This is a genomic window from Herbidospora cretacea, assembly GCF_001570605.1.
Lineage (GTDB): Bacteria > Actinomycetota > Actinomycetes > Streptosporangiales > Streptosporangiaceae > Herbidospora > Herbidospora cretacea.
This window is the reverse complement of sequence record NZ_BBXG01000001.1, coordinates 86,047-110,874: the sequence shown is the minus strand read 5'-3', so window position 1 is coordinate 110,874 and position 24,828 is coordinate 86,047. Positions and strand designations below refer to the sequence as shown.

The 24,828-nt window shown below is 71.4% G+C and carries 17 protein-coding genes; 15 read left to right on the top strand and 2 right to left on the bottom strand.

Features of this window, described 5'->3' with window-relative positions; genetic code table 11:
- The first annotated feature begins 3 nt into the window (after positions 1 to 3).
- Genes AW270_RS00435 through AW270_RS00415 form a run of 5 tightly spaced genes read left to right on the top strand, consistent with a single transcriptional unit; the run spans position 4 to position 6,448 of the window.
- A complete protein-coding gene (locus tag AW270_RS00435; RefSeq protein ID WP_245674505.1) occupies positions 4 to 1,401 on the top strand; it encodes an SDR family NAD(P)-dependent oxidoreductase in 1,398 nt (465 codons plus the stop codon).
- Positions 1,398 to 2,534, top strand: a complete 1,137-nt coding sequence (locus AW270_RS00430) for a leucine-rich repeat domain-containing protein (protein WP_245674504.1) — start codon at positions 1,398 to 1,400, stop codon at positions 2,532 to 2,534. The genes AW270_RS00435 and AW270_RS00430 overlap by 4 nt, the downstream gene beginning before the upstream one ends.
- Positions 2,531 to 4,120, top strand: a complete 1,590-nt coding sequence (locus AW270_RS41680) for an ankyrin repeat domain-containing protein (protein WP_061288950.1) — start codon at positions 2,531 to 2,533, stop codon at positions 4,118 to 4,120. Before AW270_RS00430 ends, AW270_RS41680 begins: the two co-directional genes overlap by 4 nt.
- Positions 4,117 to 5,283 (top strand): AAA family ATPase, encoded by a 1,167-nt coding sequence (locus AW270_RS00420; protein ID WP_061288945.1) that lies wholly within the window; start codon positions 4,117 to 4,119, stop codon positions 5,281 to 5,283. Before AW270_RS41680 ends, AW270_RS00420 begins: the two co-directional genes overlap by 4 nt.
- Positions 5,284 to 5,290: 7 nt before the next feature.
- Positions 5,291 to 6,448: a vWA domain-containing protein gene (locus AW270_RS00415; RefSeq protein WP_082801191.1), complete on the top strand. Its 1,158-nt coding sequence runs from the start codon at positions 5,291 to 5,293 to the stop codon at positions 6,446 to 6,448.
- Between the two features lie 100 nt (positions 6,449 to 6,548).
- On the opposite strand, the gene AW270_RS00410 is transcribed toward AW270_RS00415, so the two are convergent.
- On the bottom strand, positions 6,549 to 7,712 hold the full coding sequence (locus tag AW270_RS00410) for a cytochrome P450 (protein WP_061288942.1): 1,164 nt from the start codon (positions 7,710 to 7,712) through the stop codon (positions 6,549 to 6,551).
- Positions 7,713 to 7,923: 211 nt separating this feature from the next.
- Here AW270_RS00410 and AW270_RS00405 point away from each other — a divergent pair, with 211 nt between their 5' ends.
- Positions 7,924 to 9,573, top strand: coding sequence for a sensor histidine kinase (locus tag AW270_RS00405; RefSeq protein ID WP_275477737.1), 1,650 nt, complete (start codon positions 7,924 to 7,926; stop codon positions 9,571 to 9,573).
- Here the strand turns inward: AW270_RS00405 and AW270_RS00400 are convergent.
- Complete coding sequence (locus AW270_RS00400; protein WP_061288936.1) at positions 9,570 to 10,208, bottom strand: response regulator; 639 nt, start codon at positions 10,206 to 10,208, stop codon at positions 9,570 to 9,572. The two genes, AW270_RS00405 and AW270_RS00400, sit on opposite strands and share 4 nt — an antisense overlap.
- 137 nt (positions 10,209 to 10,345) lie before the next feature.
- Between AW270_RS00400 and AW270_RS00395 the strand changes: the two genes are divergently transcribed.
- The 9 genes from AW270_RS00395 (at position 10,346) to AW270_RS00355 (ending at position 24,822) form a co-directional block, all read left to right on the top strand.
- Positions 10,346 to 11,200, top strand: coding sequence for a universal stress protein (locus AW270_RS00395; RefSeq protein ID WP_061288933.1), 855 nt, complete (start codon positions 10,346 to 10,348; stop codon positions 11,198 to 11,200).
- 91 nt (positions 11,201 to 11,291) lie between these two features.
- Positions 11,292 to 12,473, top strand: coding sequence for an ROK family transcriptional regulator (locus tag AW270_RS00390; RefSeq protein ID WP_061288930.1), 1,182 nt, complete (start codon positions 11,292 to 11,294; stop codon positions 12,471 to 12,473).
- 49 nt (positions 12,474 to 12,522) lie between these two features.
- Complete coding sequence (locus tag AW270_RS00385) at positions 12,523 to 13,452, top strand: carbohydrate ABC transporter permease (RefSeq protein ID WP_063819039.1); 930 nt, start codon at positions 12,523 to 12,525, stop codon at positions 13,450 to 13,452.
- Positions 13,445 to 14,251 carry a carbohydrate ABC transporter permease gene (locus AW270_RS00380; protein WP_061288927.1) on the top strand — a complete coding sequence of 269 codons (807 nt, stop codon included), beginning with the start codon at positions 13,445 to 13,447 and terminating at the stop codon, positions 14,249 to 14,251. Before AW270_RS00385 ends, AW270_RS00380 begins: the two co-directional genes overlap by 8 nt.
- A 23-nt stretch (positions 14,252 to 14,274) precedes the next feature.
- Complete coding sequence (locus tag AW270_RS00375; protein WP_061288924.1) at positions 14,275 to 15,528, top strand: ABC transporter substrate-binding protein; 1,254 nt, start codon at positions 14,275 to 14,277, stop codon at positions 15,526 to 15,528.
- Between the two features lie 24 nt (positions 15,529 to 15,552).
- The gene (locus AW270_RS00370; RefSeq protein ID WP_169807230.1) at positions 15,553 to 16,593 is read left to right on the top strand and encodes a glycoside hydrolase family 15 protein; all 1,041 of its coding nucleotides are present in this window, start codon (positions 15,553 to 15,555) and stop codon (positions 16,591 to 16,593) included.
- Entirely contained in the window at positions 16,590 to 18,734 is a 2,145-nt protein-coding gene (locus AW270_RS00365) for a glycoside hydrolase family 31 protein (protein ID WP_061288919.1), read from the top strand. Before AW270_RS00370 ends, AW270_RS00365 begins: the two co-directional genes overlap by 4 nt.
- Positions 18,731 to 21,997 (top strand): TIM-barrel domain-containing protein, encoded by a 3,267-nt coding sequence (locus tag AW270_RS00360; protein WP_061288916.1) that lies wholly within the window; start codon positions 18,731 to 18,733, stop codon positions 21,995 to 21,997. Before AW270_RS00365 ends, AW270_RS00360 begins: the two co-directional genes overlap by 4 nt.
- The gene (locus AW270_RS00355) at positions 21,994 to 24,822 is read left to right on the top strand and encodes a TIM-barrel domain-containing protein (protein ID WP_061288913.1); all 2,829 of its coding nucleotides are present in this window, start codon (positions 21,994 to 21,996) and stop codon (positions 24,820 to 24,822) included. The genes AW270_RS00360 and AW270_RS00355 overlap by 4 nt, the downstream gene beginning before the upstream one ends.
- Positions 24,823 to 24,828 lie beyond the last annotated feature (6 nt).

The window sequence follows — 24,828 nt, the reverse complement described above, 5'->3', positions numbered from 1 at the left end:
CGCGTGGGTTCTGACGTGGAGACCTGCCTGCGGGTGCTCGCGGAAGCCCGCGCCGCCGACCCCGACGACCCGCGCTGGGCGCCGGTCCGGGAAGCCGTCGCGCAGGTCTACCGCGCGGGCAAGAAGGCCCGCAAAGCGGCCCGCCACGCCGACCGCAGGCAGCACGACGACCTGGTCTCCGCCGCGACCGAACGGCACCGCAGCCAGAACCCCGGGCCCGCACCCGAGACGGTCTCCCCGGCGGGGCCGCGCCCGCTGGCCGGGACCCGGCGCTGCTACACCTGCAAGGCCGTCTACGGGATGGTCCACCCGGTCTACCACCTGCTCTGTCCCGAGTGCGCCGAGGAGAACCTGACCCGCCGGACCGCCCGCTGCGACCTGCGCGGACGCCGCGCCCTCATCACCGGCGGGCGGGTGAAGATCGGGTTCCACACCGCGCTGAAGCTGCTGCGCGACGGCGCCGAGGTCCTGGTGACCACCCGCTTCCCCGCCGACGCGGCACGCCGTTTCGCAGCGGTCCCGGACGCGGGCGAGTGGCTCGACCGGCTCCACGTCCACGGCGTCGACCTGCTCGACCTGCCGGGGGTGGCGGCCCTGCTGGAGACCGTCCACCAGCGCTTCGACCACCTCGACATCCTGATCAACAACGCCGCCCAGACGATCCGCCGCCCAGCGGCCTACCACCGCGAGGTCCTGGCGGCCGAGACCCTTCCCCTGGAGGGCCTGGCCGCGACCATCCACCTCACGACCAGCACCGACCGGCAAGTCGGCCCTACGCCGAAGCCACGATCCGAAATCGCCGCCCGAAGCGACGATGCGATCGCCACGGCCGCCTTCCCGCCGGCCGCGTCACCTTCGGCCGAGGAGGTCGAGGCGCTGTTTCCCGCTGGACTGCTCGACGAGAGTGGGCAGCCGCTCGATCTGCGGGAGCGGAACAGCTGGAGTCTGCGGCTGCACGAGGTCGACGCGGCCGAGTGGCTGGAGGTGCAGCTGGTGAACTCGTTCGCGCCGTTCCTGCTGACCTCGCGGCTGCGGGAACTGCTGGAGGCCTCGCCGCATCCCGATCGGTACGTCGTGCAGGTCTCGGCGATGGAGGGCAGTTTCTCCCGGGAGAACAAGACCGTCCGGCATCCGCACACGAACATGGCCAAGGCCGCGCTGAACATGCTCACCCGGACCTCCGCCGCCGACTACGCCGCGAGCGGGATCCACATGAACAGCGTGGACACCGGGTGGTGCACCGACGAGCGGCCTCACCCGGAGAAGGCGAACAGCAGGTTCCGGCCGCCGCTCGACGTCGTCGACGGGGCGGCGCGGGTGTACGACCCGATCGTCCGGGGGGTCGGCGGCCATCCCCTGTCCGGACATTTCCTGAAGGACTTCCGACCGGTGGAGTGGTGACCGTGAAGCCTGTGCCCGTACGCTGCCCGGCCATCGAGCACCCCGACGTCCCCCCGGCCAGCGCGGCGGACCTCCTCCCGCTGCTCACCCGGCTGGCCGACGGTCAGGCGGTCGAGGCCGACGAGGTGTTCCCGCTCGGCGCGCTGCGCCCCGACGGCCGGGTGGACCTCTGCAAGCAGGGGCTCGGCGCGCCGGGAGCGGCCAGGTTGCTGCCGGTGGCGACGGCCTCGCCGCACGCCGTCCACCTGCTGCTGGGCACCAACGCGATCGGCGACGAGGGGGCGCGCGCCGTCGCGGACGCCCTCGCCGGCGGGCACCGCCTGCGCACGATCTACCTCGGCTGCAACCGCATCGGGCCCGAGGGCACGGCGGCGCTCGCCGAGCGGCTGAGCGCCGACGGCACCGTGCGGGCGCTGTGGCTCAAGCGCAACCCGATCGGCGCGGAGGGCGTGCGGGCGCTGGCCGCGATGCTCGGCCGCAACACCACACTGCGCACCCTCGACCTGGTCAACACCGGCCTGTCCCTGGACTCCCTCGACGTGCTGGTCACCGCGCTCACCAACAGGGAGACGCCGCTGGAGCGGCTGTTCCTCGGCGGCAACGGCCTCGGCCCCGACGCCGCGCCGCTGCTGGCCGCGCTGATCACCGAGGCGGGCGTGCGGGAGCTCTACCTTCCGGCCAACCACCTGGGCGACGACGGCGCGGCGGCGCTCGCCGCCGCCGTCGACCCGGCCAGGACGGTGCGGCTCGGCCTCGGCGGCAACGGCGTCGGCCCGCGCGGCGCGACGGCTCTGGCCGCCGCGCTGGCGGGCATCGAGTCCCTCGATCTCGGACGGCCCCCGTCGGAGCGCAGCCTCGGCGCGCCCCCCAACACCACCGGCGACGACGGCGCGGACGCCCTGGCCGCCGCCCTGCCGGGCAGCCCGCTGCGCCGCCTGGAGCTCCGCCACACCGGCCTCACCGGCCGGGGCGCGAAGGCGCTGCTGACGCGGGTCCCCGAGGACACCCGCCTGGAGTACGTCGGGCTCGGCCCCGGCCTGCCGCGCAAGGTCAAGCGGTCGTTCACCGCGCGCCTGCGCCCGGCCGGTCCCGGCCACCCCGACCTGGTGGCGATCGGAAGCCTCTACCGATGACCGTCGACGCGGCCCGCGAGGAACTGCGCCGCTGGCACCAGGCCCGCCGCCACGCCGTCCCCCGCTGGATGATCGCCCAGGCCACCGAGCGCCGCCTGGCCGGCGACTGGCGGGGCGCGTGCGCCGTCGCGGGCGTGGACATCGCCTTCGACACCGGCTTCGACACCGCCCTTGACCCGGCCGACGGGCCTTCCGAACTGGCCGAGGACATGCGCCATCTCGTGCCGGATCTGCTCCGCTGGCATGTGCCCCGGGGCACCCACAGCGCCGGGACCATGGCCACCCGCCTGCACATCACCCTGGCCCGCTACAGGTCCGGCCAGGAGCTCCACGTCACCACGCCCTCCCTGAGCGAGGCCCCGCAACGCCTGACGCTGCGCCTCGGCGACCCCTACGACGACGACTCCGCCGGCGAACACGCCGACTGGTCGGCCGCCCGCCACCTCTGGGACGCCCGGCGCACGGCCGAACTCCGAGAGCGGGGCGGCAGCGGCGGCGACGCGACCGCCCTCTACCTCGCGGGCAGGATCGAGGAGGCGTTCACGGCGGCCGGGCTGAAGCTGGAACTCGTCCCGGGGCGCTCCCGCCAGGACGGCCACGTGGAGATGCTGGCCAGGATGCCGCTGGACGTGGCGCGGCTGGGCGCGGAGGTCGCCCGGCTGACCGCGCTCGGCGTGAAGGAGGGGTTCTGCGTCGAGTGCCCCGAGTGGCCGTACACGATCCTGCTCGAACCTGACTCGGCGGGCCTGACCGTGCGGGTCGTCGGCGAGCGGGCCGACAGCCCCCACATCGAACTGACCGAGGTCTACTGGCGCCGACTGCCCGATCTCGACCTGCTGCGCGCCGGTCTGCTCACCCCCGACGAGCTCCACCCGCTGGTCCGCGCGGCCCTCTTCCCCGATCTGCCGCCGGTCGCGTCCGGCCCGCGGGGACCGAAGCCGCCCGTCCCGGTGCGGGTGCGGTGTGGCGGCGGCTGGCACGAGGTCGTCTCCGGCGGCGGCGCCCTCCAGCTCCCCCACGACGAGGACGAGCAGCGCCGCGAACGCGCCATGCGCGCCCTGGGCGGGGCGGTGGCCGGGTGTTTCGCCGTGCAGCAGTCCTGGACCACCGGCCTGGGCAGGCTGCCCAGGAAGCTCCGCTTCCAGCGGCGCGCCCTGTTCACGCACGCCCAGCACGGCGACACCGAGGCCGTGCTCCGCCTCCTGGACGCGGGCGTCGACCCCCACGTCCGCGACGGGCGGCAGCGCACCCTCCTCCACGTCCTGCACCTGGTCGACTGGGAGCGCCTGCTCCCCCGCCTCCTTGCGGCGGGCCTCGACGTGAACGCCGAGGACTACCGGGAGCGCACCCCGCTGCACCACGCGGTCGCCGCCTACGGCACCCCCGCGCTGGTGGACGCCCTGCGCGCCGCCGGAGCCAGGATCGACGTGACCGACTGGGAGGGCTGGTCCCTGGCCGACCTGATCCGCCGCCGCAGGCGCAGGGACCTGGCCGCCCTCCGCGCGGAGATCGACCGCGACCACCCGGGCATCGGCCTCGACTACGAGAGCTACGACGACGAGGACGAGGAAGACGACGAGGCATGACCGACGATCTGGCCGCGGCCGACGAGCTGAACCGGCGGCTGCGGGTCTTCCGGACCGAACCGGCCGCCAGCGCCCAGCTGGAGGCGCTCGCGCTGGCGGTGTCGGCGAACCTGCCGGTGCTGCTGTGGGGTGAGCCGGGCATCGGCAAGTCGGCCGGGCTGGAGCAGCTCGCGGGCGGGCTCGGGCTGCCGCTGGAGACGGTGATCGCGAGCGTGCACGAGCCGTCCGACTTCGCCGGGCTGCCGATCGTCGGCGACGACCCGGCGGTGACGGGCGTGCCGATGGCGCCGCCCGACTGGGCCGTCCGGATGAGCGCGGCCGGGCGCGGGCTGGTCTTCTTCGACGAGCTGTCGTCCGCGCCGCCCGCCGTGCAGGCCGCGCTGCTGCGGGTGGTGCTGGAGCGGCGGGTCGGCAGCCTGACGCTGCCGGAGCCGGTCAGGATCGTGGCCGCCGCGAACCCGCCGTCGAGCGCGGCCGACGGCTGGCACCTGAGCCCGCCGCTGGCCAACCGCTTCGTCCATCTCCGCTGGACCCACCACCCCGCGACGGTCGCCCGTGGCCTGGCCGGGACGTGGCCGGCGGCGCGCGTCCCGGCTGTCGACCCGGCCCGGGTCTCGGGCGCGGTGGCGCGGGCGCGGGGCGCGGTGTCGGGCTTCCTCACCGCCCGCCCCGGGCTGGTGCACCACCTGCCCGCCGACGCGGAGAGCCGGGGCGGGGCGTGGCCGTCGCCGCGCACGTGGGAGATGGCCCTCAAGCTCCTCGCCGTCGCCTACGCGGCCGGGACCGGGCGGGAGGCGCTGGCGGCGGCGCTGGTCGGCGCGGTGGGCGACGGCGCGGGCGTCGAACTCATCTCCTACCTGGAGGAACTCGACCTCCCCGACCCCAACCGGGTGCTCGCCGATCCCGACGCCTTCCGGCTGCCCGACCGGGGCGACCGCCAGCTGGCCTTCCTGACCGCCGTCGTGGCGGCCGTCCAGGGCGACCTGACCCAGCGCCGCTGGGAGGCCGGGTGGACGGTGCTGGCCAAGGCGGTGGACGCGGGCGTCCCCGACGTGGCGGCGCGGGCCGCGATGGACCTGGCCGCGATGCGCGACCTGTCGTGGCCGGTGCCGCCGGGCATCGACGCCTTCATCGACCTGCTCCAGTTGTCGGGCGCGCTGTGAGCCGGCCGTGGACCGGGTGAAGCTGCTGGCCGCCCGGTACCGGGCGGCCACCGACCGGCCCTATTTCGCCACCGCCCTGTACGCCCTCTCGATCGTCCCCAGCGCGCAGGTGCCCACCATGGGGGTCGACCGGCACTGGCGCTGCTACGTCTCCCCCGCCTTCGTCGACGCCACGCCCGTCGGCGAGCTGGCCGCCGTCTGGATCCACGAGGTCGCCCACCTGCTGCGCGACCACCACGGCCGGGCCGGGCGGCTGCCCCCGGCCGACCAGCGGGACCGGGCCAGGGTGAACATCGCCCAGGACTGCGAGATCAACGACGACCTCCTCGCCGACCGGCTCCCGCTGCCCGCCGGGCGGATGGAGCCGCGCCTGTTCGGCCTGGAGCCGGGGCGGCTGTTCGAGGAGTACGTGCCGGCCCTGCCGCCGCACGACCACCTTCTCGACTGCGGCTCCGGGGCCCACGGCAGGCCCTCGCCGTGGGAGGTCGCCGGGGGCGCGCCCGTGGTGGGGCCGGTCGAGGCCGAGTCGTTGCGGCGGCACACCGCCGAGGCGATGCGGGCCCACCGGCGCGGCCGGGGCACCCTGCCGGAGGGGTGGCGGCGCTGGGCCGAGCAGGTGCTCGAACCGGTCGTCGACTGGCGGCAGGTGCTGACCGGGGCGGTCCGGGAGGCGGTCGCCTGGGCGGGCGGCGCGGTCGACTACACCTACCGCCGCCCCTCGCGCCGGTCGGCGGCCATGCGCGGGGTGGTGCTGCCGAGCCTGCGGCGTCCGCTGCCCCGGGTGGCGATCGTGGTCGACACGTCGGGGTCGATGGGCGACGACGAGCTGGCGGCGGCGCTGGCCGAGGTGACCGGGGTGCTCCGGGAGGTCGGCGTGCACGGCAACCGGGTGACGGTGCTGGCCTGCGACGCCGACGTCCACGCCGTCTCGCGGGTGACCTCCGCCGACCAGGTGACGCTGGCGGGCGGCGGAGGCACCGACATGCGGGTGGGCATCGCCGCCGCCCTGGCCGGGCCCGACCGGCCCAACGTGGTGATCGTCCTGACGGACGGGCACACGCCGTGGCCGGCCGAGCCGGAGTCCTGCCGCCTGATCGCCGCCCTGATCGGCCTGGACGCCCCGCCGCCGCCCGTCTGGGTCGAGACGGCCCGCGTCCCCCGGTGACGGCGCCCGCCCGAGCGGCTGAGGAGCGCCGGGCCGCCGCCCGCGCCGGCGACGGCGGGCGGGGCCGTGGTGGGCGGAGCCGTAACGGAGAAAGAGGCTTTTACCACGCCACCGGGAACTTCGTGAGGCCGTAGACCGCGTTGAAGGAGCGGAATTCCGGCTCGCCCGCCTCGCGCAGGTCCGGGAAGCGGTCGAAGAGGGCGGGGAAGGCGATGCGCATCTCCATACGGGCCAGCGGCGCGCCGATGCAGTGGTGGGCGCCGTAGCCGAAGGCCACGTGGGCCACCTCGGGGCGGGTGACGTCGAAGACGTCGGGGTTCTCGGTGAGGGCGGGGTCGCGGTTGGCGGCGGGGAGGGAGACCACGACCGCGTCGCCCTTGGCGATCTTCACCCCGGCGAGCTCGGTGTCGGCGGTGGCGACCTTGACGGCGCCCGCGTGGATGATCGTGAGCCAGCGGAGCAGTTCCTCGACCATGCCGTCGACCCTGGCGGGGTCCTCGCGGAACGTGGCGAGCTGGTCGGGGTGGCGGAGCAGGGCCAGGGTGCCCAGGCCGATCATGCTGGCGGTGGTCTCGTGCCCGGCGAGCAGCAGCAGGCCGCCCAGGCCGATCAGCTCGACGTCGGTCACGTCGTCGCCCTGCTCCCTGACCAGCATGCCGAGCAGGTCGTCGCCCGGTTCGACGCGGGCGCGGGCGACCAGTTCGCCCATGTAGGCGGACGACTCCACCTGCGCCCGGCCGCGCGCCTCCGGGGCCAGGTTGAAGTCGAGGGCCGCGCGGCTGCGGGCCTGGAAGCCGTCGCGGTCGGCGTAGGGGACGCCGAGGAGCTCGCAGATGACCAGCGACGGGATCGGGGTGGCGAACCCGGCGACCAGGTCGGCGGGAGGACCGGTGCGCTCCATCTCGTCGAGGTGGGCGGCCACGATCTCGCGGACCCGGGGTTCCAGGCGGCGGATGCGGCGCATGGTGAACTCGGGGGTGAGCATGCGGCGTAAGCGGGTGTGGTCGGGCGGGTCCATCATCAGCAGCGCGCCCGCCTTCAGGCGTCTGGTCTGCTCCTCGTTCATCGGCGGGATGTTGATCCCGTGGCCGTAACTGAACAGCTCGGCGTTCCTGAGCACGTCACGCACGTCGTCGTAGCGGGTGACCAGCCAGGCGTCGCGGCCGTAGGGGGTGGGCACCCGCGTCAGGCCCTCCTGCTCGCGGACGGCGGTCAGCTCGGGATCGGGCTCGAATCCCTGGCGGCGCAGGTGGAGAGGCAGCATCGTGGGGTCTCCTCAGGAAGATCGGGTTACCCCAGCAAGATCCCTCCCCGGGGGCGGCGGCGCAAGATCGGACCTCGACGTGGCTTGACGGTCGGTTGGACCGCCCATCGGCTGGGCCCCTCGGTTCAATGGATCTACTGACCCAAGATTGGGCGATATGTCCATATAAGGGAAGCAGGATGGGATTATGTCCCGTCCATTGATTCCAAGCATGCGGCTGGACGAACTCCTCTCGGAGCTCCAGACGAGACTCGACGCCGTGCTCGCCACCCGCGACCGGGTCCACACCCTGCTGGAGGCCGTGGTCCTCATCGGCGGCGACCTCGAACTGGAGACGGTGCTGCGGCGCATCGTCGAGACCGCCACCCGCCTCGTGGACGCCAGTTACGGCGCCCTCGGCGTGATCGGCGACGAACACACGCTGGTGGAGTTCCTCCCCGTCGGCCTCAGCGAGCAGGAGATCGCCCGGATCGAGCACTGGCCCCACGGCCTGGGCGTGCTGGGCCAGCTCATCAAGGAGCCGAGACCGCTGCGGCTGTCGCGGATCGCCGACCACGACGAGTCCCAAGGCTTCCCCGACGGGCACCCCCCGATGGGATCCTTCCTGGGCGTGCCGCTGCGGGTCCGCGACGAGGTCTTCGGCAACCTCTACCTGACCGAGAAGCGCGGCGGCGGCGAGTTCGACGAGGAGGACGAGGCCGTCGTCGTCGCCCTGGCCACCGCGGCGGGCGTGGCGATCGAGAACGCCCGCCTGTACGAGGAGACCCGCCGCCGGGAACTCTGGCTGCAGGCCACCGCCGACGTGACCACGAGCCTGCTCTCCGGAGCCGGGCCCGGAGACGTCCTGGCCCAGGTGGCCAAGCGGATCAAGGAGATGGCCGACTCCGACACCGCCCTGGTGTTCTTCCCGGTCGAGGGCGGCACCTCGCTCCGGGCGCTGGTCGCCGAAGGGATCGGCGAGCTGATCGGCGGCGAGGTCGGACTCGACACGTCCCTGGCGGGCAAGGCCTACAAGACCGGAGAGGCCCTTTTCGTCACCGACATGACCGCCGCCGGGTACGAGACCATCCGGGGCCTGCCCATCGGGCCGGCCGCCGCCATCCCCCTGGGCTCGGCCGGATCGGTGCGCGGCGTCCTCGGCCTGGGGAAGCGGCCGGGCCGGATCCCGTTCGGCGCGTCGTCGATGGAGATGCTCACGTCCTTCGCGGCCCAGGCCACCGTGGCCCTGGAACTGGCCGAGACGCGGCGCGACGCCGAGCGGATCAACCTGCTGGAGGACCGCGACCGCATCGCCAAGGACCTGCACGACGTGGTGATCCAGCGGCTGTTCGCGGTGGCGATGACCCTGATGAGCACGGTCCGGCTGGTGGAGCACCCCGAGGCGGCGGCCCGGGTGCGCCATTCGGTGGACGAGCTCGACGCGACCATCCGGCAGATCCGGGCGACGATCTTCGCCCTCCAGGGCCCGCTGGGGCCGGACGAGTCGGGGCTGCGCTCCCGGGTGGCGGAGCTGATCGACAAGACGTACGGGGACCTGGGGTTCCGGCCGGTGCTGCGGCTGGACGGGCAGCTCGACTACGGCGTGCCCGAGGAGATCGGCGACCAGGTGCTGGCGGTCCTGCGCGAGGCGCTGTCGAACGTGGTCCGGCACGCCGCGGCCAACCGGGTCGAGGTGTCACTGGAGGCGGGCGACGAGGTGGTCCTGACCGTCGACGACGACGGCGTCGGCCTGCCGGCCCACGGGCGGCGCAGCGGACTGCGGAATCTGGAGCAGCGCGCGAAGATGCTCGGCGGCCGTTTCGAGGCCGCCCCCCGCGAGGGCTGCGGGACCCACCTGCTGTGGCAGGTCCCCCTCAGCTAGACACCGTCCGACTGCATCCGGGCGGCGTAGACGGCCACCTGGGTCCGGCGCTGCATGCCGAGTTTGCCCAGCAGCCGGGAGACGTGGTTCTTGACCGTCTTCTCGGCCAGGAACATCTGGTCGCCGATCTGCCGGTTCGTCATGCCCTCGCCGATGTGCTCCAGGATCCGGCGCTCCTGGTCGGTCAGGGCCGCGAGCGGGTCGCGGCGGGCGGTCCCCTCCCGCAGCCGCCGCAGCATGGTCGTGGTCGCCTTCGGGTCGAGCAGCGACCGGCCGCCCGCCACCGCGCGCACCGCGCCCACCAGGTCGGATCCGTGGATCTGCTTCAGGACGTAGCCCGAGGCCCCGGCCATCACGGCCTGGAACAGGGCGTCGTCGTCGGCATAGGAGGTCAGCATCAGGCACGGCAGCTCGGGGACGGCGCTGCGGACCTCGCGGCAGACGTCCACGCCGTTGCCGTCGGGCAGGCGGACGTCCAGGACCGCCACGTCGGGCCGGAGCGCGGGGATGCGCGTGATCGCCGCCGCGACCGATCCGGCCTCGCCCACGACGCGGATGTCGTCCTCGGCCTCCAGCAGGGCCGCCACACCGCGCCGCACGACTTCATGATCGTCCACAAGGAAGACACGAATCATGTCTTCAACCTATGCATCCCTTTTCTGGCCAGGTAGGGACCAAAGTCCCTCTTTGTCCTATTAGGGACTTTCGACCCTGGGTATTTGCCCAGCTCAAGCGTTGTCATGGAGGACAGGGCGAAACCCAAGGGGGAGTCATGAGGGATGTAACAGTCGGTGTCGACGGCTCGCCGCCGTCGCTGGCCGCCGTCGAGTGGGCCGCCGACGACGCGGCCCGCCGGGGGGCGATGCTGCGCATCGTCCACGTGATCGACCGGTACCCGTACCGGCTCGTCGACGCCTCCGCGCTCGACGACCAGTTCGCGGACCTGGCCTCCCGGATCCTGACCGAGGCCGAGAAGACCGCGCGCGACCGGAGCCCCGGGCTCGGGATGCGGCTGGAGAACGCCGAGGGCCGGCCGGCCGACGTGCTGCGCAGGATGGCCGACGAGTCGGCCGCGCTGGTGCTCGGCAGCCGGGGCATGGCCAGGACCGCCGGGAGCATTCTGGGATCGGTCAGCATGCAGCTCGCCGGGCACGCCGCCGGCCCGGTCGTGATCGTCCGCGACCGGCCCCGCCGCCGCGTCGGCGAGGTCGTGATCGGCCTGGACGAGGCGGCCGACTGCCAGGACCCGATCTCCTACGCCTTCGAGCACGCCAGCCGGTACAACGCCGGGATCCGCGCCCTGAACGCCTGGACCCTCCCGTCGCACGGCTACGCCCCGGAGATCACGATCGACGTCGACGCCGTCCGCGCGGGCCAGCGGGCGGTGGCCACCCACCAGCTCGCCCGGCACCGCACGCGCTATCCGGCCCTGCCGGTCTTCGACGACCTGCGCACCGCGCACCCGGTCGAGGCGCTGGTCGACGCCTCCCGCGAGGCCGACCTGGTCGTGGTGGGCTCCCACGGCCGAGGCCGGGCCGGGTCGACCGTCATGGGGTCGGTCAGCCGCCGGGTGCTCCGGCACGCCCGCTGCCCGATCGCCGTCGTGCGTCCCTGCACCCGCCACTGAACAGGTTTCGATCTGGTTTCGGAGTCTTGACAGTACCTTGCTGAGCAGCCATATTTCGGGACTAACTTTACCAATAAAGAAAGTGAGCCCGATGGCTGCGACCGATCGAGGTGACCTCACCCGGACGGCGATCCTCGCCCTGCTCGGCACGGTCGGGCCGCTCAGCCGCACCGAGCTGGCCAAGGAGCTCGACCTCTCCCCCGCGACCGTCACCCAGCTCACCAAGGCCCTCATGGCGGCGGGCATGCTGGAGGAACTCGACCTCCAGCCGTCCCGGGGCGGACGCCCCGCCCAGCGCCTCGGCCTCGTCGGCTCGGCCGGGCGCGCGCTCGGCGTGAAGGTGACCGCCGAGCACCTGGTCATCGTCGAGGTCCGCCTCGACGGCGAGGTCCTCGGCTCCTGGGAGAGCCCCTTCGACCCCTCCTCCCCCGACGCGCTCGGCGAGCTGGCCGAGGCCGTCGCCGGCGTGCTGGACCAGGTCCCTCCCCTGCTCGGCGTCGGGGTCTGCGTCCCCGGCAGCGTCGACGACCAGGCCGTCGGAACCTGCAACGCCCCCACTCTCGGCTGGCAGGCCATGCCGGTCGGCGACCGCCTCCGCCGCCGCCTCAAGCTTCCCGTCCTGCTGGAGAACGACGTCAACGCGCTGGCCGTGGCCGAGCGCCTCTACGGCCGGGGCCGCACCCACCGCGACTTCCTCGTTCTGACCATAGGGCGCGGCGTCGGCGCCGCGATCGTCGCCGACGGCCGGGTCTACCGGGGCGCGCGCGGCGGCGCCGGCGAGTTCGGGCACGTCCCGGTCGCTGTGGACGGACCGCTGTGCGGCTGCGGGGCGTACGGGTGCCTGGAGGCCGTCGTCGGCGCGGCCGGCCTGGTGACCTCGGCCCGCGAACGCGGCCTCGACGTGATGACGGTCGACGAACTGGGCGCCCTGGCCGGGTCCGATCCCCGCGCCCGCGAGGTCTTCGCCGAGGCCGGTACGATCCTCGGCCGGGCGACGGCGGGCTTGATAAACGTCGTCGACCCCGAGGTGGTCGTGGTCCTCGGCGAGGGCACGGCCCACTGGCCCTACTGGCGCGACGGCTTCGACAAAGCGGTCCGCCGCCAGCTCATGCCGGGCCGCCGCGACATCGAGATCGAGGTCGAGAGCTGGGACGACACCTCCTGGGCCCAGGGCGCGGCGGCGCTGGTGCTCGCGACCCCCTTCGACACCGAGGGCGCGGCCGGGGAGCAGGGCCGGATGGTGCGCGCCCGGCTGATCGGGGCGAGCTCATGACGCACGAAAAGACGATGTCCCGGGCCGCAGCCCGGCGGGGAGGTGTCCGGTGACCCTCACCGAGGCCCCTCCGCAGACCGCCGCCAAGCAGCCGGTCCGCCCGCCGAGGAAGCGCCTCCGCTACGCCCTCACGGTCGCCGTCTTCCTGCTCCCCAGCGCGGTCCCGCTCCTGCTCTTCACCCTGATCCCGATGGCCGGTTCGCTCTGGACGTCGCTGCACGAGTGGAACCTCATCACGCCGATGAAGTGGGTCGGCCTGGACAACTACGCCTATCTTCTCGGCAGCGAGGAGACCCGCGCCGCGTTCGGCCACACCCTCTACTTCATCGCCGGATACCTCCCCCTCGTCTACGCCGGGGGCCTCGGCCTGGCGATGCTGCTCAACCGGGCCATGAAGGGCCGCGACATCTTCCGGGCGATCTACTTCCTGCCGGTCGTCACGTCGTGGGTGGTCGTGGCGCTGCTGTGGAAGTGGCTGCTCAACCCGGCGTCGGGGATCGTCAACTGGGCGATCGGCCTGGTCGGCCTCCAAGGGCCGGGGTGGTGGACCGACCCCGACTGGGCGATGCCCTCGATCATCCTCGCCTCGGCCTGGAAGGACCTCGGCTTCGTGATGATCATCCTGCTGGCCGGGCTCCAGGCCATCCCGAAGGAGTACATCGAGGCCGCCCGGGTCGACGGCGCGAACGCCTGGCAGCGGTTCCGCCGGATCACGCTGCCGCTGCTGTCCCCCAGCACGTTCTTCGTCGTCGTCATCTCGCTGATCAACGGGTTCCAGGTCTTCGACCAGGTCCATGTCATGACCGGCGGCGGACCGGCCGGCGCGACCCAGGTCGTCGTCGAGCAGGTCTACAACCTGACCTTCAAATACGGCCGCGCCGGTGAGGCGTCCGCCCTGTCGTGGCTGCTGTTCGCGGTCGTGCTGGTGGTCACGCTCGTCCAGGTCCGGGGCCAGCGCCGGTGGGTGAACTATGGCTAGGTCGCTGAAATACCTGCTGGTGGGGCTGGGCGCCCTGGTCATGCTGTTCCCGTTCGCCTGGGCGGTGATCACCTCGCTGACCCCGGCGGGGACCGTCCTGCAGACGCCGCCCGACTTCACGCCCGACAACGCCACCCTCGACGGCTACGCGCGGCTGCTGGAGACCATGCCGTTCTGGCGGATCATGTTCAACAGCCTCTGGATCGCCGTCGCCTCGACCGTGTTCCAGCTGGTCACCAGCTCGATGGCCGCCTACGCCTTCGCCCGGCTGCCCTTCCCCGGCCGGGGCGCGCTGTTCGCGGTCTACCTGGCCACGCTGATGGTGCCGCTCCAGGTGCTGGTCGTGCCGCTGTTCATCGAGATGCGCACGTTCAACCTGACCGACACCTACTTCGCGGTCCTGGCCCCCACGATCGCCTCGGCGTTCGGGGTGTTCCTGCTGCGCCAGGCCGTCCAGCAGGTGCCCAAGGAGTTCGACGAGGCGGCCGTGCTCGACGGCGCCGGGCACTTCCGGATCTTCGCGCTGGTCGTGCTGCCGCTGATCAGGCCCGCCCTCGCCACATTCGCGATCTTCGGCTTCATGGCGAGCTGGAACAGCTACCTGTGGCCGCTGGTGATCATCAGGTCGCCCGAGTTCATGACGCTCCCCCTCGGGCTGGCCAACCTGCACGGCCAGTTCACCACCGAGTGGAACGTCGTGATGGCCGGGTCGGTGGTCAGCGTCGTCCCGATCCTCATCCTCTACCTGTTCGCCCAGAAGCACGTCATCGCCTCCGTGGCCCAGTCAGGCCTCAAATAACCCCCCGAAACAAAGGAACAACCATGGCCGGATCAGCCCGGGTCGCCGCGGCGGCCCTGATCACCGCCCTGCTCGCCACCGCCTGCTCGCAGGGGTCGGCGACCCGTACGGAAGAGCCCGCCGCAGGCGGCAAGGTCACCCTCCGCTACTTCACCTTCTCCGCCGCCCCCGACCACGTGAAGGACCTCGACACGATCGTGGCGGCGTTCGAGAAGGAGAACCCCACGGTGGACGTGCAGGTCGAGACGGCCCCCTACGACCAGTACTTCACCAAGCTCCAGACCAGCATCGCGGGCCAGACCGCCCCCGACACCTTCGAGCTCAACTACGAGAACTTCGTCACCTACGCCGGCGCGGGCAGCCTGCTCGACCTGGGCACGGCGGGCGGCGACACCGACACCTCCGGTTACGCCCCCGAGTCGCTGAACGCCTTCAAGCACGAGGGCAAGCAGTTCGCGCTCCCGGCATCGTTCTCCACCGTCGTCCTGCTCTACAACAAGGACCTGTTCGAGAAGGCCGGCGTCCCGCTGCCCACCGCCGACTGGACCTGGGAGGACGAGAAGGCCGCGGCCGAGAAGCTGACCGCGAAGGGCGTCTTCGGCGACTTCCAGCCGGTCACCTTCTTCGAGTTCTACAAGGCGCTCAAGCAGGCCGGCGGCGAGTTCATGGGCGGCGGCAAGTCGACCTTCAACAGCCCCGAGGGCGTCAAGGCGGCGAAGTGGCTGGTCGACAAGGTCGGCAAGACCATGCCGACCGAGGCCGAGATCGGCGGCACCGCCGACTACGACACCAACCTTTTCAAGTCGGGCAAGCTCGCGATGTGGCACAACGGCATCTGGCAGTTCGCCGGGCTGAAGGACGTGCCGTTCCAGTGGGACGTCGTCGTCGAGCCCGGCGACACCCAGAAGGCCAGCGCCGTCTTCCACAACTCGGTCGCCGCCTCGGCCACGACGAAGCACCCGCGTGAGGCGTACGCCTGGGCCAAGTTCCTTAGCGGCTCGAACGTCGCGGCGACCACCCGGATCGCCAGCTCGTGGGAGCTCCCGCCGGTCTCCGACCAGTCGGTGCTGGCGGGCTACCTGAAGGACCCGGTCCCGGCCAACCGCCAGGCGGTCTTCGACTCGCTCAAGAGCATCGCGCTGCCGCCGGTCATCGCCCGCCAGCAGGAGATGCAGGACGCCGTCACCCAGGAGCTCACCGAGGCCGCGGCCGGCCGCAAGTCGGTCGAAGAGGCCCTGACCGAAGCCGCGTCCAAGGTCGACGCCCTTCTCGGCTAGGAGAGAACCAGCATGATCGACTTGATGTCTCGCAGTGTCCAGGTGATCCGCGAGAATCAGTCGCCCTCGGGGGCCTACCCGGCGTGCCCGACCTTCTCGGCCTATGCCGGATATGCCTGGCTTCGCGATGGCGCGTTCATCGCCGAGGGCATGTCCCGGGCGGGCGAGGAGGCCTCGGTCACCGCCTTCCACGAGTGGTGCGCGCGGGTCGTCACCGCGCGCACCGCGCAGGTCGACGACCTGATCTCCCGCCGCCACGGGCCTCTCTCACCTGGGGAGATGCTGCCGACCCGGTTCACCCTGGACGGCGCCGACGGCACCGACGAGTGGTGGGACCACCAGCTCGACGGCTACGGCACGTGGCTGTGGCAGCTCGCCGAGCACGCCCGGCGCCACTCCCTGGACGTCCCGATGGAGGCCGTCCGGGTGACGTCGCGCTACCTGGCGGCGTTCTGGGACAGCCCCTGCTACGACTGGTGGGAGGAGCACGTCGAGCAGCGCCACGTGGCCACGCTCGGCGCGGTCCACGCCGGGCTGCGGGCCGCCGTCTCGCTCGGGGTCGCCGACGCCGAGGTGAAGGAGGCGATCGGCGGCATCGAGGCGCTGATCGCCGCCGAGGGCGTCTCCGACCGGGGCCACCTGCGCAAATGGCTGGGGTCCGACGAGGTCGACGGCAGCCTGCTGGCGTGCGTCGCCCCCTTCGGTCTGTACGCCCCCGACCACCCGGTGGCCGTCGCGACCGTCGCCGAGGTCGAGCGGCAGCTCTCCGTCGACGGCGGCGTGTACCGCTACCGCGCCGACACCTTCTACGGCGGCGGCCGGTGGGTGCTGCTGGCCGGGTTCCTCGGGCTGAACCACGCGGCGGCCGGGCGGCCCGAGGAGGCCCGCCGCTACCTCGACTGGATGGCCGCCCAGGCGCTGCCCAACGGCGACCTCCCCGAGCAGGTCTCCGACGTGCTGCTCTTCCCCGACCGCCATGACGAGTGGCTGCGCCGCTGGGGGCCGGTCGCCACCCCCCTGCTGTGGTCGCACGGCATGTACCTGATGCTGGGAGCCGAACTTTGATCCGTCATCGTCCCTTCGGTTCGGGCCACCCCTACGCCGTCTCCGAGGACCAGCGGGTTCCCCTGGTCCCCCTCGACGGTGAGGCCGTCGAGCTGCGGGTGAGGTCGTCGGCCACCGAGGTCGTCTGCGAGTGGGACGGCGCCGAGCTGCCCATGACGCCCCTGTACGCGAATGAGGGACTGGTCGTCACCGACGGCGGGCACCTGGCCGCCGCCCAGGCCAAGGCGGCCCGCGCCGCCACCGGGTCGTGGACGGTGACGACGGGCCCGCTGGCGTTCGGGGAGCGCTACCGCTACCGGTTCCGGGAGCCGGGGCGTACCACCCGGTGGTTCGAGGTGTCGGCGGCGCGGTGGGTCCCCGGGAAGATCGGCGTCAGCGGGACCGACCGGGTGGTGCCCGGATCGGTCGAGTGGCTGGTCGACGCGGACGGGCCACTCCGCGCCCGGTTCGCGGTCCGGCTGTCCCCTGACGATCATCTGGTCGGGTTCGGGGAGCGGTTCAACGCGGTCGACCAGCGGGGCAACGACCTCGACGCCGTCGTGTTCGAGCAGTACAAGGGGCAGGGGGCGGCGAACCGGACGTACCTGCCGATGCCCTTCGCCTTCGTCGTGGGCGACTCGTCGTGGGGTTTTCATGTGCGCACGTCACGGCGCACCTGGTATTCCAGCGAAGGCGACCTGCTGACCATCGAGGCCGAGATCTCCGGCGACCACCTGGAGATCGCCTTCTACGACGGCGAACCCGCCGCAGTGCTGACGCAGTTCCTTGACGAAGTGGGGCGTCCCACCGAGCTGCCGTCGTGGGTGTTCCGGCTGTGGGCCAGCGGCAACGAGTGGAACACCCAGGCCCGGGTGCTCCACGAGATGGACAAGCACCGCGAGCACGACATCCCCGTGGGCGCGCTGGTCATCGAGGCCTGGTCGGACGAGTCGACCTTCACCGCCTTCCGGGGCGCGGTCTACGAACCCTCCGAGGAGCCGCACACGCTGGCCGACTACACCTTCCCCGCCGACGGGCCGTGGCCCGACCCCAAGGGCATGATCGACGAGCTGCACTCCCGGGACGTCAAGGTCCTGCTCTGGCAGATCCCGCTCCAGAAAATGCGCCCCCACCCGCGCCACCAGGCCGCCGTCGACGCGAAACAGCTCGTCGACAAGGGTTACGGCGTCCGCGAGGCGGACGGCAGGCCCTACCGGAACCGAGGCTGGTGGTTCCCGCTGGCGCTGATGCCCGACCTGTCCTCGCCGGAGGTCCGCGACTGGTGGACCGCCAAACGGGCCTACCTCGTCTCCGAGCTGGGCGTCGACGGCTTCAAGACCGACGGCGGCGAACACGCCTGGGGCCACGACCTCCGCTACGCCGACGGCAGGCGCGGCGACGACGGCAACGGCCTGTTCCCCGTGCACTACGCCCGTGCCTTCGGCGACCTGCTGCGCCGTCACGGCAAGGCTCCGGTCACCTTCAGCCGGGCCGGTTTCACCGGTTCGCAGCCGCACGGCGCGTTCTGGGCCGGCGACGAGGACTCGACGTGGACGGCCTTCGAGGCCTCGATCCGCGCCGGGATCACCGCCTCGGCGTGCGGGATCGTCTACTGGGGCTGGGACCTGGCCGGCTTCTCCGGCGACCTGCCCACCGCCGAGCTCTACCTGCGCGCGGCCGGGACCTCGGCGTTCATGCCGATCATGCAGTACCACTCCGAGTTCAACCACCACCGCACCCCCATCCGCGACCGCACGCCCTGGAACATCGCCGAACAGACCGGCGATCCGGCGGTCATCCCGATCTTCCGCGAGTTCGCGCAGCTCAGGGAGCGTCTGGTGCCCTACCTGACCGAGCAGGCGGCGGTGGCGGTGAGCGGCGGCAAGCCCCTCATGCGGGGTCTGTTCTTCGACCACATGGAACGCGAGTTGTGGTCCCACCCCCTGCAGTTCAAGCTGGGCGACGCGCTGCTCGTCGTCCCCGTCACCACCCCCGGCGCCACCGAGATCGCCGCCTACCTGCCTTCCGGTGAGTGGGTGGACGTGTGGACCGGCGAGGTGCTGCCCGGTGGGCGGGAGGTCACCCTTCCCGCGCCCATCGAGCGTCCTCCGGTGCTCTGTGCCTCCGAGCACTGGCCGCGTTTGAGAGGAGTGTTCCTGTGATCCGGTTACGCTCGGGCGTCACCGTCGTGGTCCTGGCTCTGCTCGCCACGATGTTCCACGCCCTTCCCGCAGCCGCTCTCGACGGCGTCCACCACAACCCGACCGGCATCGACGACCTCTACTCCACCGAGCCGACCGAGCGCTCTCCCCGCGACCCGATGGCCGGGGAGGCCGTCACCCTCAAGGCCACGACCTGGCCGATCGAGCCGGGGCAGACCGTCTGGATCACCTGGACCAAGAACGGCGTCGCCCAGACCCCGATCGGGGCGGCCTGGGACTACAACCAGGGCAACAACACCTACTGGCGCATCCCGATGGGCTCGTTCGCGCGGGGCGACGCCATCTCGTACACGATCAACGCCGACGTCAACGGCTCGGGGCAGCGCAGCGTGGGCCCGTTCACGTTCAAGGTGACGTCGTGGTCGACCGTCACGAACGTCGTCTCCTACGTGAACAACGGGACCTCGGTCGACGTGACGACCGGCGACTCGGCGGGGTCGTTCACCCCGAAGATCCGCTTCGCGTTCCCCGCCCTCGACCGGTTCCGGACCCAGATCGCGCCCTCCGGCAGCGGGCTGAACATCACCGGCGTGTCCGGTTACACGGTCACCAACTCGGCGTCGACGTTGCAGATCTCGACGTCCTCGCTGGTGCTGAAGATCCAGAAGACGCCCTACCGCCTGTCGGTCTACAAGGGCGACGGGACGACGCTGATCACGCGGCAGTACGACCCGGCGGTGTTCCGGAACATCGGGTGGGCCAGCGACGGCGTCTCCACGGTCACGAAGATCGAAGACCACTTCCTCTCCCCCGCCGGAGAGCGGTTCGAGGGCTTCGGCGAACGGTACGACCGGCTCGACCAGCGCGGCACCGACGTGCACAACTACGTCTACAACCAGTATCGCGACCAGGGGTCGTGGCGGCGCACCTACCTGTCGACGCCGTTCTTCCTGAACTCCGCCGGTTACGGCGTCTACATCCCCTCGACGCGCTATTCCATCTTCAACCTGAACACCCACCTGAGCGACCTGGCCGGTTTCTCCGTCGACACCGGCGGGGCGCTGAACTCGACGCTCGACTACCACTTCTTCGCGGGCACGCCCGCCGACATCGTCGACGACTACACGGCGGTGACCGGCCGCCCGCAGCTGCCGCCGAAGTGGGCGTTCGGGCTGTGGATGTCGGCCAACGAGTGGAACACCCAGGCGGAGGTCACGGCCGAGCTGGCCAAGCCGGGGACCAACGACATCCCGCATTCGGCGATCGTGCTGGAGCAGTGGAGCGACGAGGCGACGTTCTACGTCTGGCACGGGGCGACGTACACCCCCAAACCGGGCAGCGGGAAACTCGCGCTGAGCGATCTGACGTTCCCGGCCGGGACGGCGTGGAGCAACCCCAAGGCGATGGTGGACGACGCCCACTCCAAGGGCATCAAGGTCATCCTCTGGCAGATCCCGGTGTTCAAGGAGAACTTCGACACCAACCCGTCGACCGCGCCGCAGCAGCACCTCAACGACAAGGCCTACGCGCAGGCGCAGGGCTACGTCGCCACCCAGCCGGGCGGCTCGCCCTACCGGGTGCCGACCGGGCAGTGGTTCGGCGACAGCATGGTGCCCGACTTCACCTCGGCCGCCGCGCGGACCTGGTGGATGAGCAAGCGCGACTACCTGATGGACGACGTCGGCATCGACGGCTTCAAGACCGACGGCTCTGAGGCGATCTTCGGACGCGGGGTCGGCTTCGCCGACGGCCGCAAGGGCGACGAGATGCACAACGCCTACCCGAACTCCTACCTGTCGGCCTACAACACGTACGTGAAGGGCAAGAAGCCCGACTCGACGATCTTCAGCCGGGCCGGCACCGCCGGGGCGCAGTCGACCTCGATCTTCTGGGCCGGCGACCAGAACTCCTCGTTCCCCGCCTTCCAGGAGGCGGTCAGGGCGCAGCTGTCGGCCGGGCAGTCGGGGGTGCCGTACACCGCGTGGGACCTGGCCGGTTTCACGGGCGGCTTCCCGAGCGCGGAGCTCTACCTCCGCTCGGCCGCCCAGGCGGCGTTCTCGCCGGTCATGCAGTATCACTCGGAGACGGCCAACCCCGGCGTCTCCGAGGCGCGGACGCCGTGGAACGTGCAGGCGCGGACCGGGAACACGAACGTGATCCCCTATTTCCGCAAGTTCGCGAACGTGCGGATGAACCTGATCCCCTACCTGTACACCGAGGCGAAGTCGTCGTCGCTGACGGGCGCGCCGATGATGCGGGCGATGAGCTACGCCTATCCCGCCGACGCGACGGCCGCCGCGCTCGACCAGCAGTACATGTTCGGCCCCCAGTTGCTGGTCGCGCCGATCACCACGGCGGGGGCGACGTCCAAGAACGTGTACCTGCCCGCGGGTGAGTGGTACGACCTGTGGAACGGCGGCCGGTTCACCGGGCCCGGGACGAAGACCTACAACGCCGGACTGGACACCATCCCCGTGTACGCCCGCGCCGGGGCGATCATCCCGCTCAACCTGAACGCCGCCTACGAGCTGGGCGGGAACATCTCCAACAGCGTCTCCTCGTACGCGAACCTGGTGTTCCGCGTCTATCCGTCGGGCAACTCGTCGTACTCGTACTTCGAGGACTCGGCCGGGCTGTCCCGGACCCTCTCTGTGGCGGAGAACTGGGCCTCCCACACCGTCGGCGTCTCGGTGCCGGCGCTGACCACCACGTCGACGCTTCAGGTGGCCTCCACCCAGCCGTCGTCGGTGACCGGCGCGACCGCGCGGGCCTCGCTGGCCGCGCTCCAGTCGGCCTCGGAGGGCTGGTGGTGGGATCCGGTGCAGCAGCTCACGTACGTGAAGCTGGCCTCCAGCGCGTCGGCGCGGTCGGTCACCCTGAACGGGGTGGACAAGGCCGCCTACGAGGCGGAGTTCGCCGCCGGGGCAGGCGTCTCGACCAACACCAACCACACCGGGTACACCGGGACCGGGTTCGTCGACGGGTTCGCCTCATCGGGCGACTCGGTGACGTTCGCGGTGCGGGCCGACGCGACCGGCAGCCACCAGCTCAAGTTCCGCTACTCGACCACCGTCGCCTCGACGCGGACCGTCTACGTAGACGGGGTGTCGGCGGGAACGCTCAACCTGCCGGCCCTGGCGAACTGGGACACCTGGGGCACGGCGACGCTGACCACGAACCTCACGGCCGGAGCTCGGTCGGTGAAGATCGAATACGCGTCGAACGGCATCAACCTCGACAACCTGGTGGTGGCGCGGCCATGAGACGTCTCGTGTTCCTGGCGGTGTTGATCGGCAGTTTCCTCGTCGCCCTGCCCGCGCAGGCCGCCGTGCAGCGGGTGCAGTTCACCAGCGGGTCGACCTACCTGATCGCCGAGTTCCTCGACGACGACCTGGTCCACTTCGAACTGGCCCAGGGCACCAGCCCCGGCACGGGGTCGCCGATCTTCACGACGCCGCAGGTGCTCAAGACCGACTACACCGGCCCGTCGAGCTTCAGTCAGGTCGGGAACGTCATCACGACGGCGTCCATGAAAGTGGAGGTCACCTCCGGCACGCTGTGCGTGAAAGTCTCCGACCCCACCCGGCTGCTGTACGAGGCCTGCCCGAGAAATCTTGCGCAAGCGTGGAAGGGGCTCTCGGTGACGAAGAGCTCCGTCCAGCACGCGTACGGGCTCGGCCAGCAGTTCTTCACCGGCGGCAGCGCCGACGGCGACTGGGTCGGCCGCACCCGCTCCCCCGGCGGCGCCTACGGCAACGCCATGGTCTGGGACCCCGACAACGGCCCGGTCGGGAACACCCAGATCCCGGTGCTGTTCGCGGTGGGGGCGTCCAACCTGAACTACGGCCTGTTCCTCGACCACGTCTACAAGCAGGAGTGGAACCTGGGCGGCGACCCGTGGACCATCGACACCTGGGGCGACCAGATCCGCTGGTACACGATGACCGGCCCCGACCTCCCCGACCTGCGCAAGGACTACCTGGAGCTGACCGGCAGGCCGCCGGTGCCGCCGAAGAAGGCGTTCGGCCTGTGGGTGTCGGAGTTCGGCTACGACAACTGGGCCGAGATCGACACCCGCCTCGCCGGCCTGCGGACGGCCAAGTTCCCGGTGGACGGGTTCGTGCTCGACCTGCCGTGGTTCGGCGGGGTGACCGCCGGGTCGGACAACACCTTGATGGGGTCGCTGACGTGGGACACCGGTGATTTCCCTTCACCTTCCACCAAGATCGCCGACTACGCCACGAACCAGGGCGTCGGGCTGATGACGATCGAGGAGTCGTACATCGGCAAGAACCGCCCCGAGCACGCCGACATGGCCTCGCGGGGCTACCTGGTGCGGGCGGGCTGTTCCTCGTGCGCGCCGACGTACCTGACCACCAACGACTGGTGGGGCCGCGGCGGGATGATCGACTGGACGCAGAACGCGGCCGGCGACTACTGGCACGGCCTCAAGCGCGCCGCCCTCAGCACCCAGGGCATCCTGGGCCACTGGCTGGACCTGGGCGAACCGGAGATGTACGACGCCGCCGACTGGACGTCCGGCGTGCTGCCCGGGAAGCACGCGCACGCGGACTACCACAACGTCTACAACCTGAAGTGGGCCGAGAGCATCGCGCGGAACTACACCTCGTCCGGAAGCAAGCGGCCGTTCATGCTCGCGCGGTCGGGCGCAGGCGGCATGCAACGGCACGGCGTGGCCATGTGGTCGGCCGACATCGGGTCGAAGCTGACGGCGCTGGCGCAGCAGCAGAACGCCCAGATGCACATGTCGATGTCCGGCATCGACTACTACGGCTCCGACATCGGCGGGTTCCGGCGGGAGATGCTGGACTCCGACCTGGACGAGCTCTACACCCAGTGGTTCGCCAACGGGGCGTGGTTCGACGTGCCGCTGCGCCCGCACACGGAGAACCTGTGCAACTGCGCGGCGACCTCGCCCGACTCGATCGGGGACGTGGCGAGCAACCTCGGGAACCTGCGGCGGCGGTATGAACTGACGCCCTATTACTACTCGCTTGCGCATCGGGCCTACCTGACCGGGGAGCCCGTCGTCCCGCCGCTGGTCTACCACTACCAGAACGACGCCGCCGTCCGGGAGATGGGCCACCAGAAGATGATCGGCAAGGACCTGCTGGTGGGGGTGGTGGCCGGGGAGGACGAGCGGTCGCGGAACATGTACCTGCCTGCGGGGACCTGGTATGACTACGCGACCGGCGAGAAGCTCGTGTCGACCGGGCAGTGGTTCAACGACCGGCCGTTGTGGGTGAACGGTGAATTCCGGCTGCCGACATTTGCGCGGGCCGGGGCGATCATTCCCAAGATGTTCGTGGACGACAAGACCATGAACGTCCTCGGGAAGCGGACCGACGCCTCTTCCCGGAACGAGCTGATCGCGCGGGTCTACGCTTCGCCGAGCGCAAGTTCTTTCACCCTTTACGAGGATGACGGGGCTACGACGGGCTACAAGACCGGTTCGGTGCGGACCACTTCTCTGAGTCAGTCGCTTTCCGGGTCGGTGGCGACCGTAACGGTTGCGGCCTCTTCCGGGACGTATACGGGAGCTGTGGCGTCGCGGTCGAACGTGGTGGAACTGGTGGCGGACACGCAGGCCAGCGCCGTGACGTTGAACGGGTCTGCTTTGACTCAGTACTCGTCCAAAGCCGCGTTCGACGCCGCTTCCAGCGGGTGGTACAACGCCGGCGGTGGGGTCATCGTCGCCAAGTCGGCGTCTGTGGCTGTCGGGACTGCCAAGACGTTTGCGTTCACCATCGGGCAGACGCCGTCTTCCATGACGTTCAGTTGCGCTGCCGGGACGACTGTCTCCGGGCAGTCGGTGTACGCGGTGGGGAACGTGCCGCAGCTCGGTTCCTGGTCGGTGGCTAGCGCGGTGAAGCTGTCGCCTACCGCTTATCCGACGTGGACGGGGACCGTCTCCAAGCTGCCGCCTGGGGTGTCCGTCGAGTGGAAGTGCGTGAAACGGCAGGAGGCCGGGTTCCCGGACACGGCTGACGCCTGGGAACCGGGCGGGAACACGGTGTTCACCGCACCGGTGAGCGGATCGGGAGGGACGACCTCGGGATCGTTCTGACGTTTC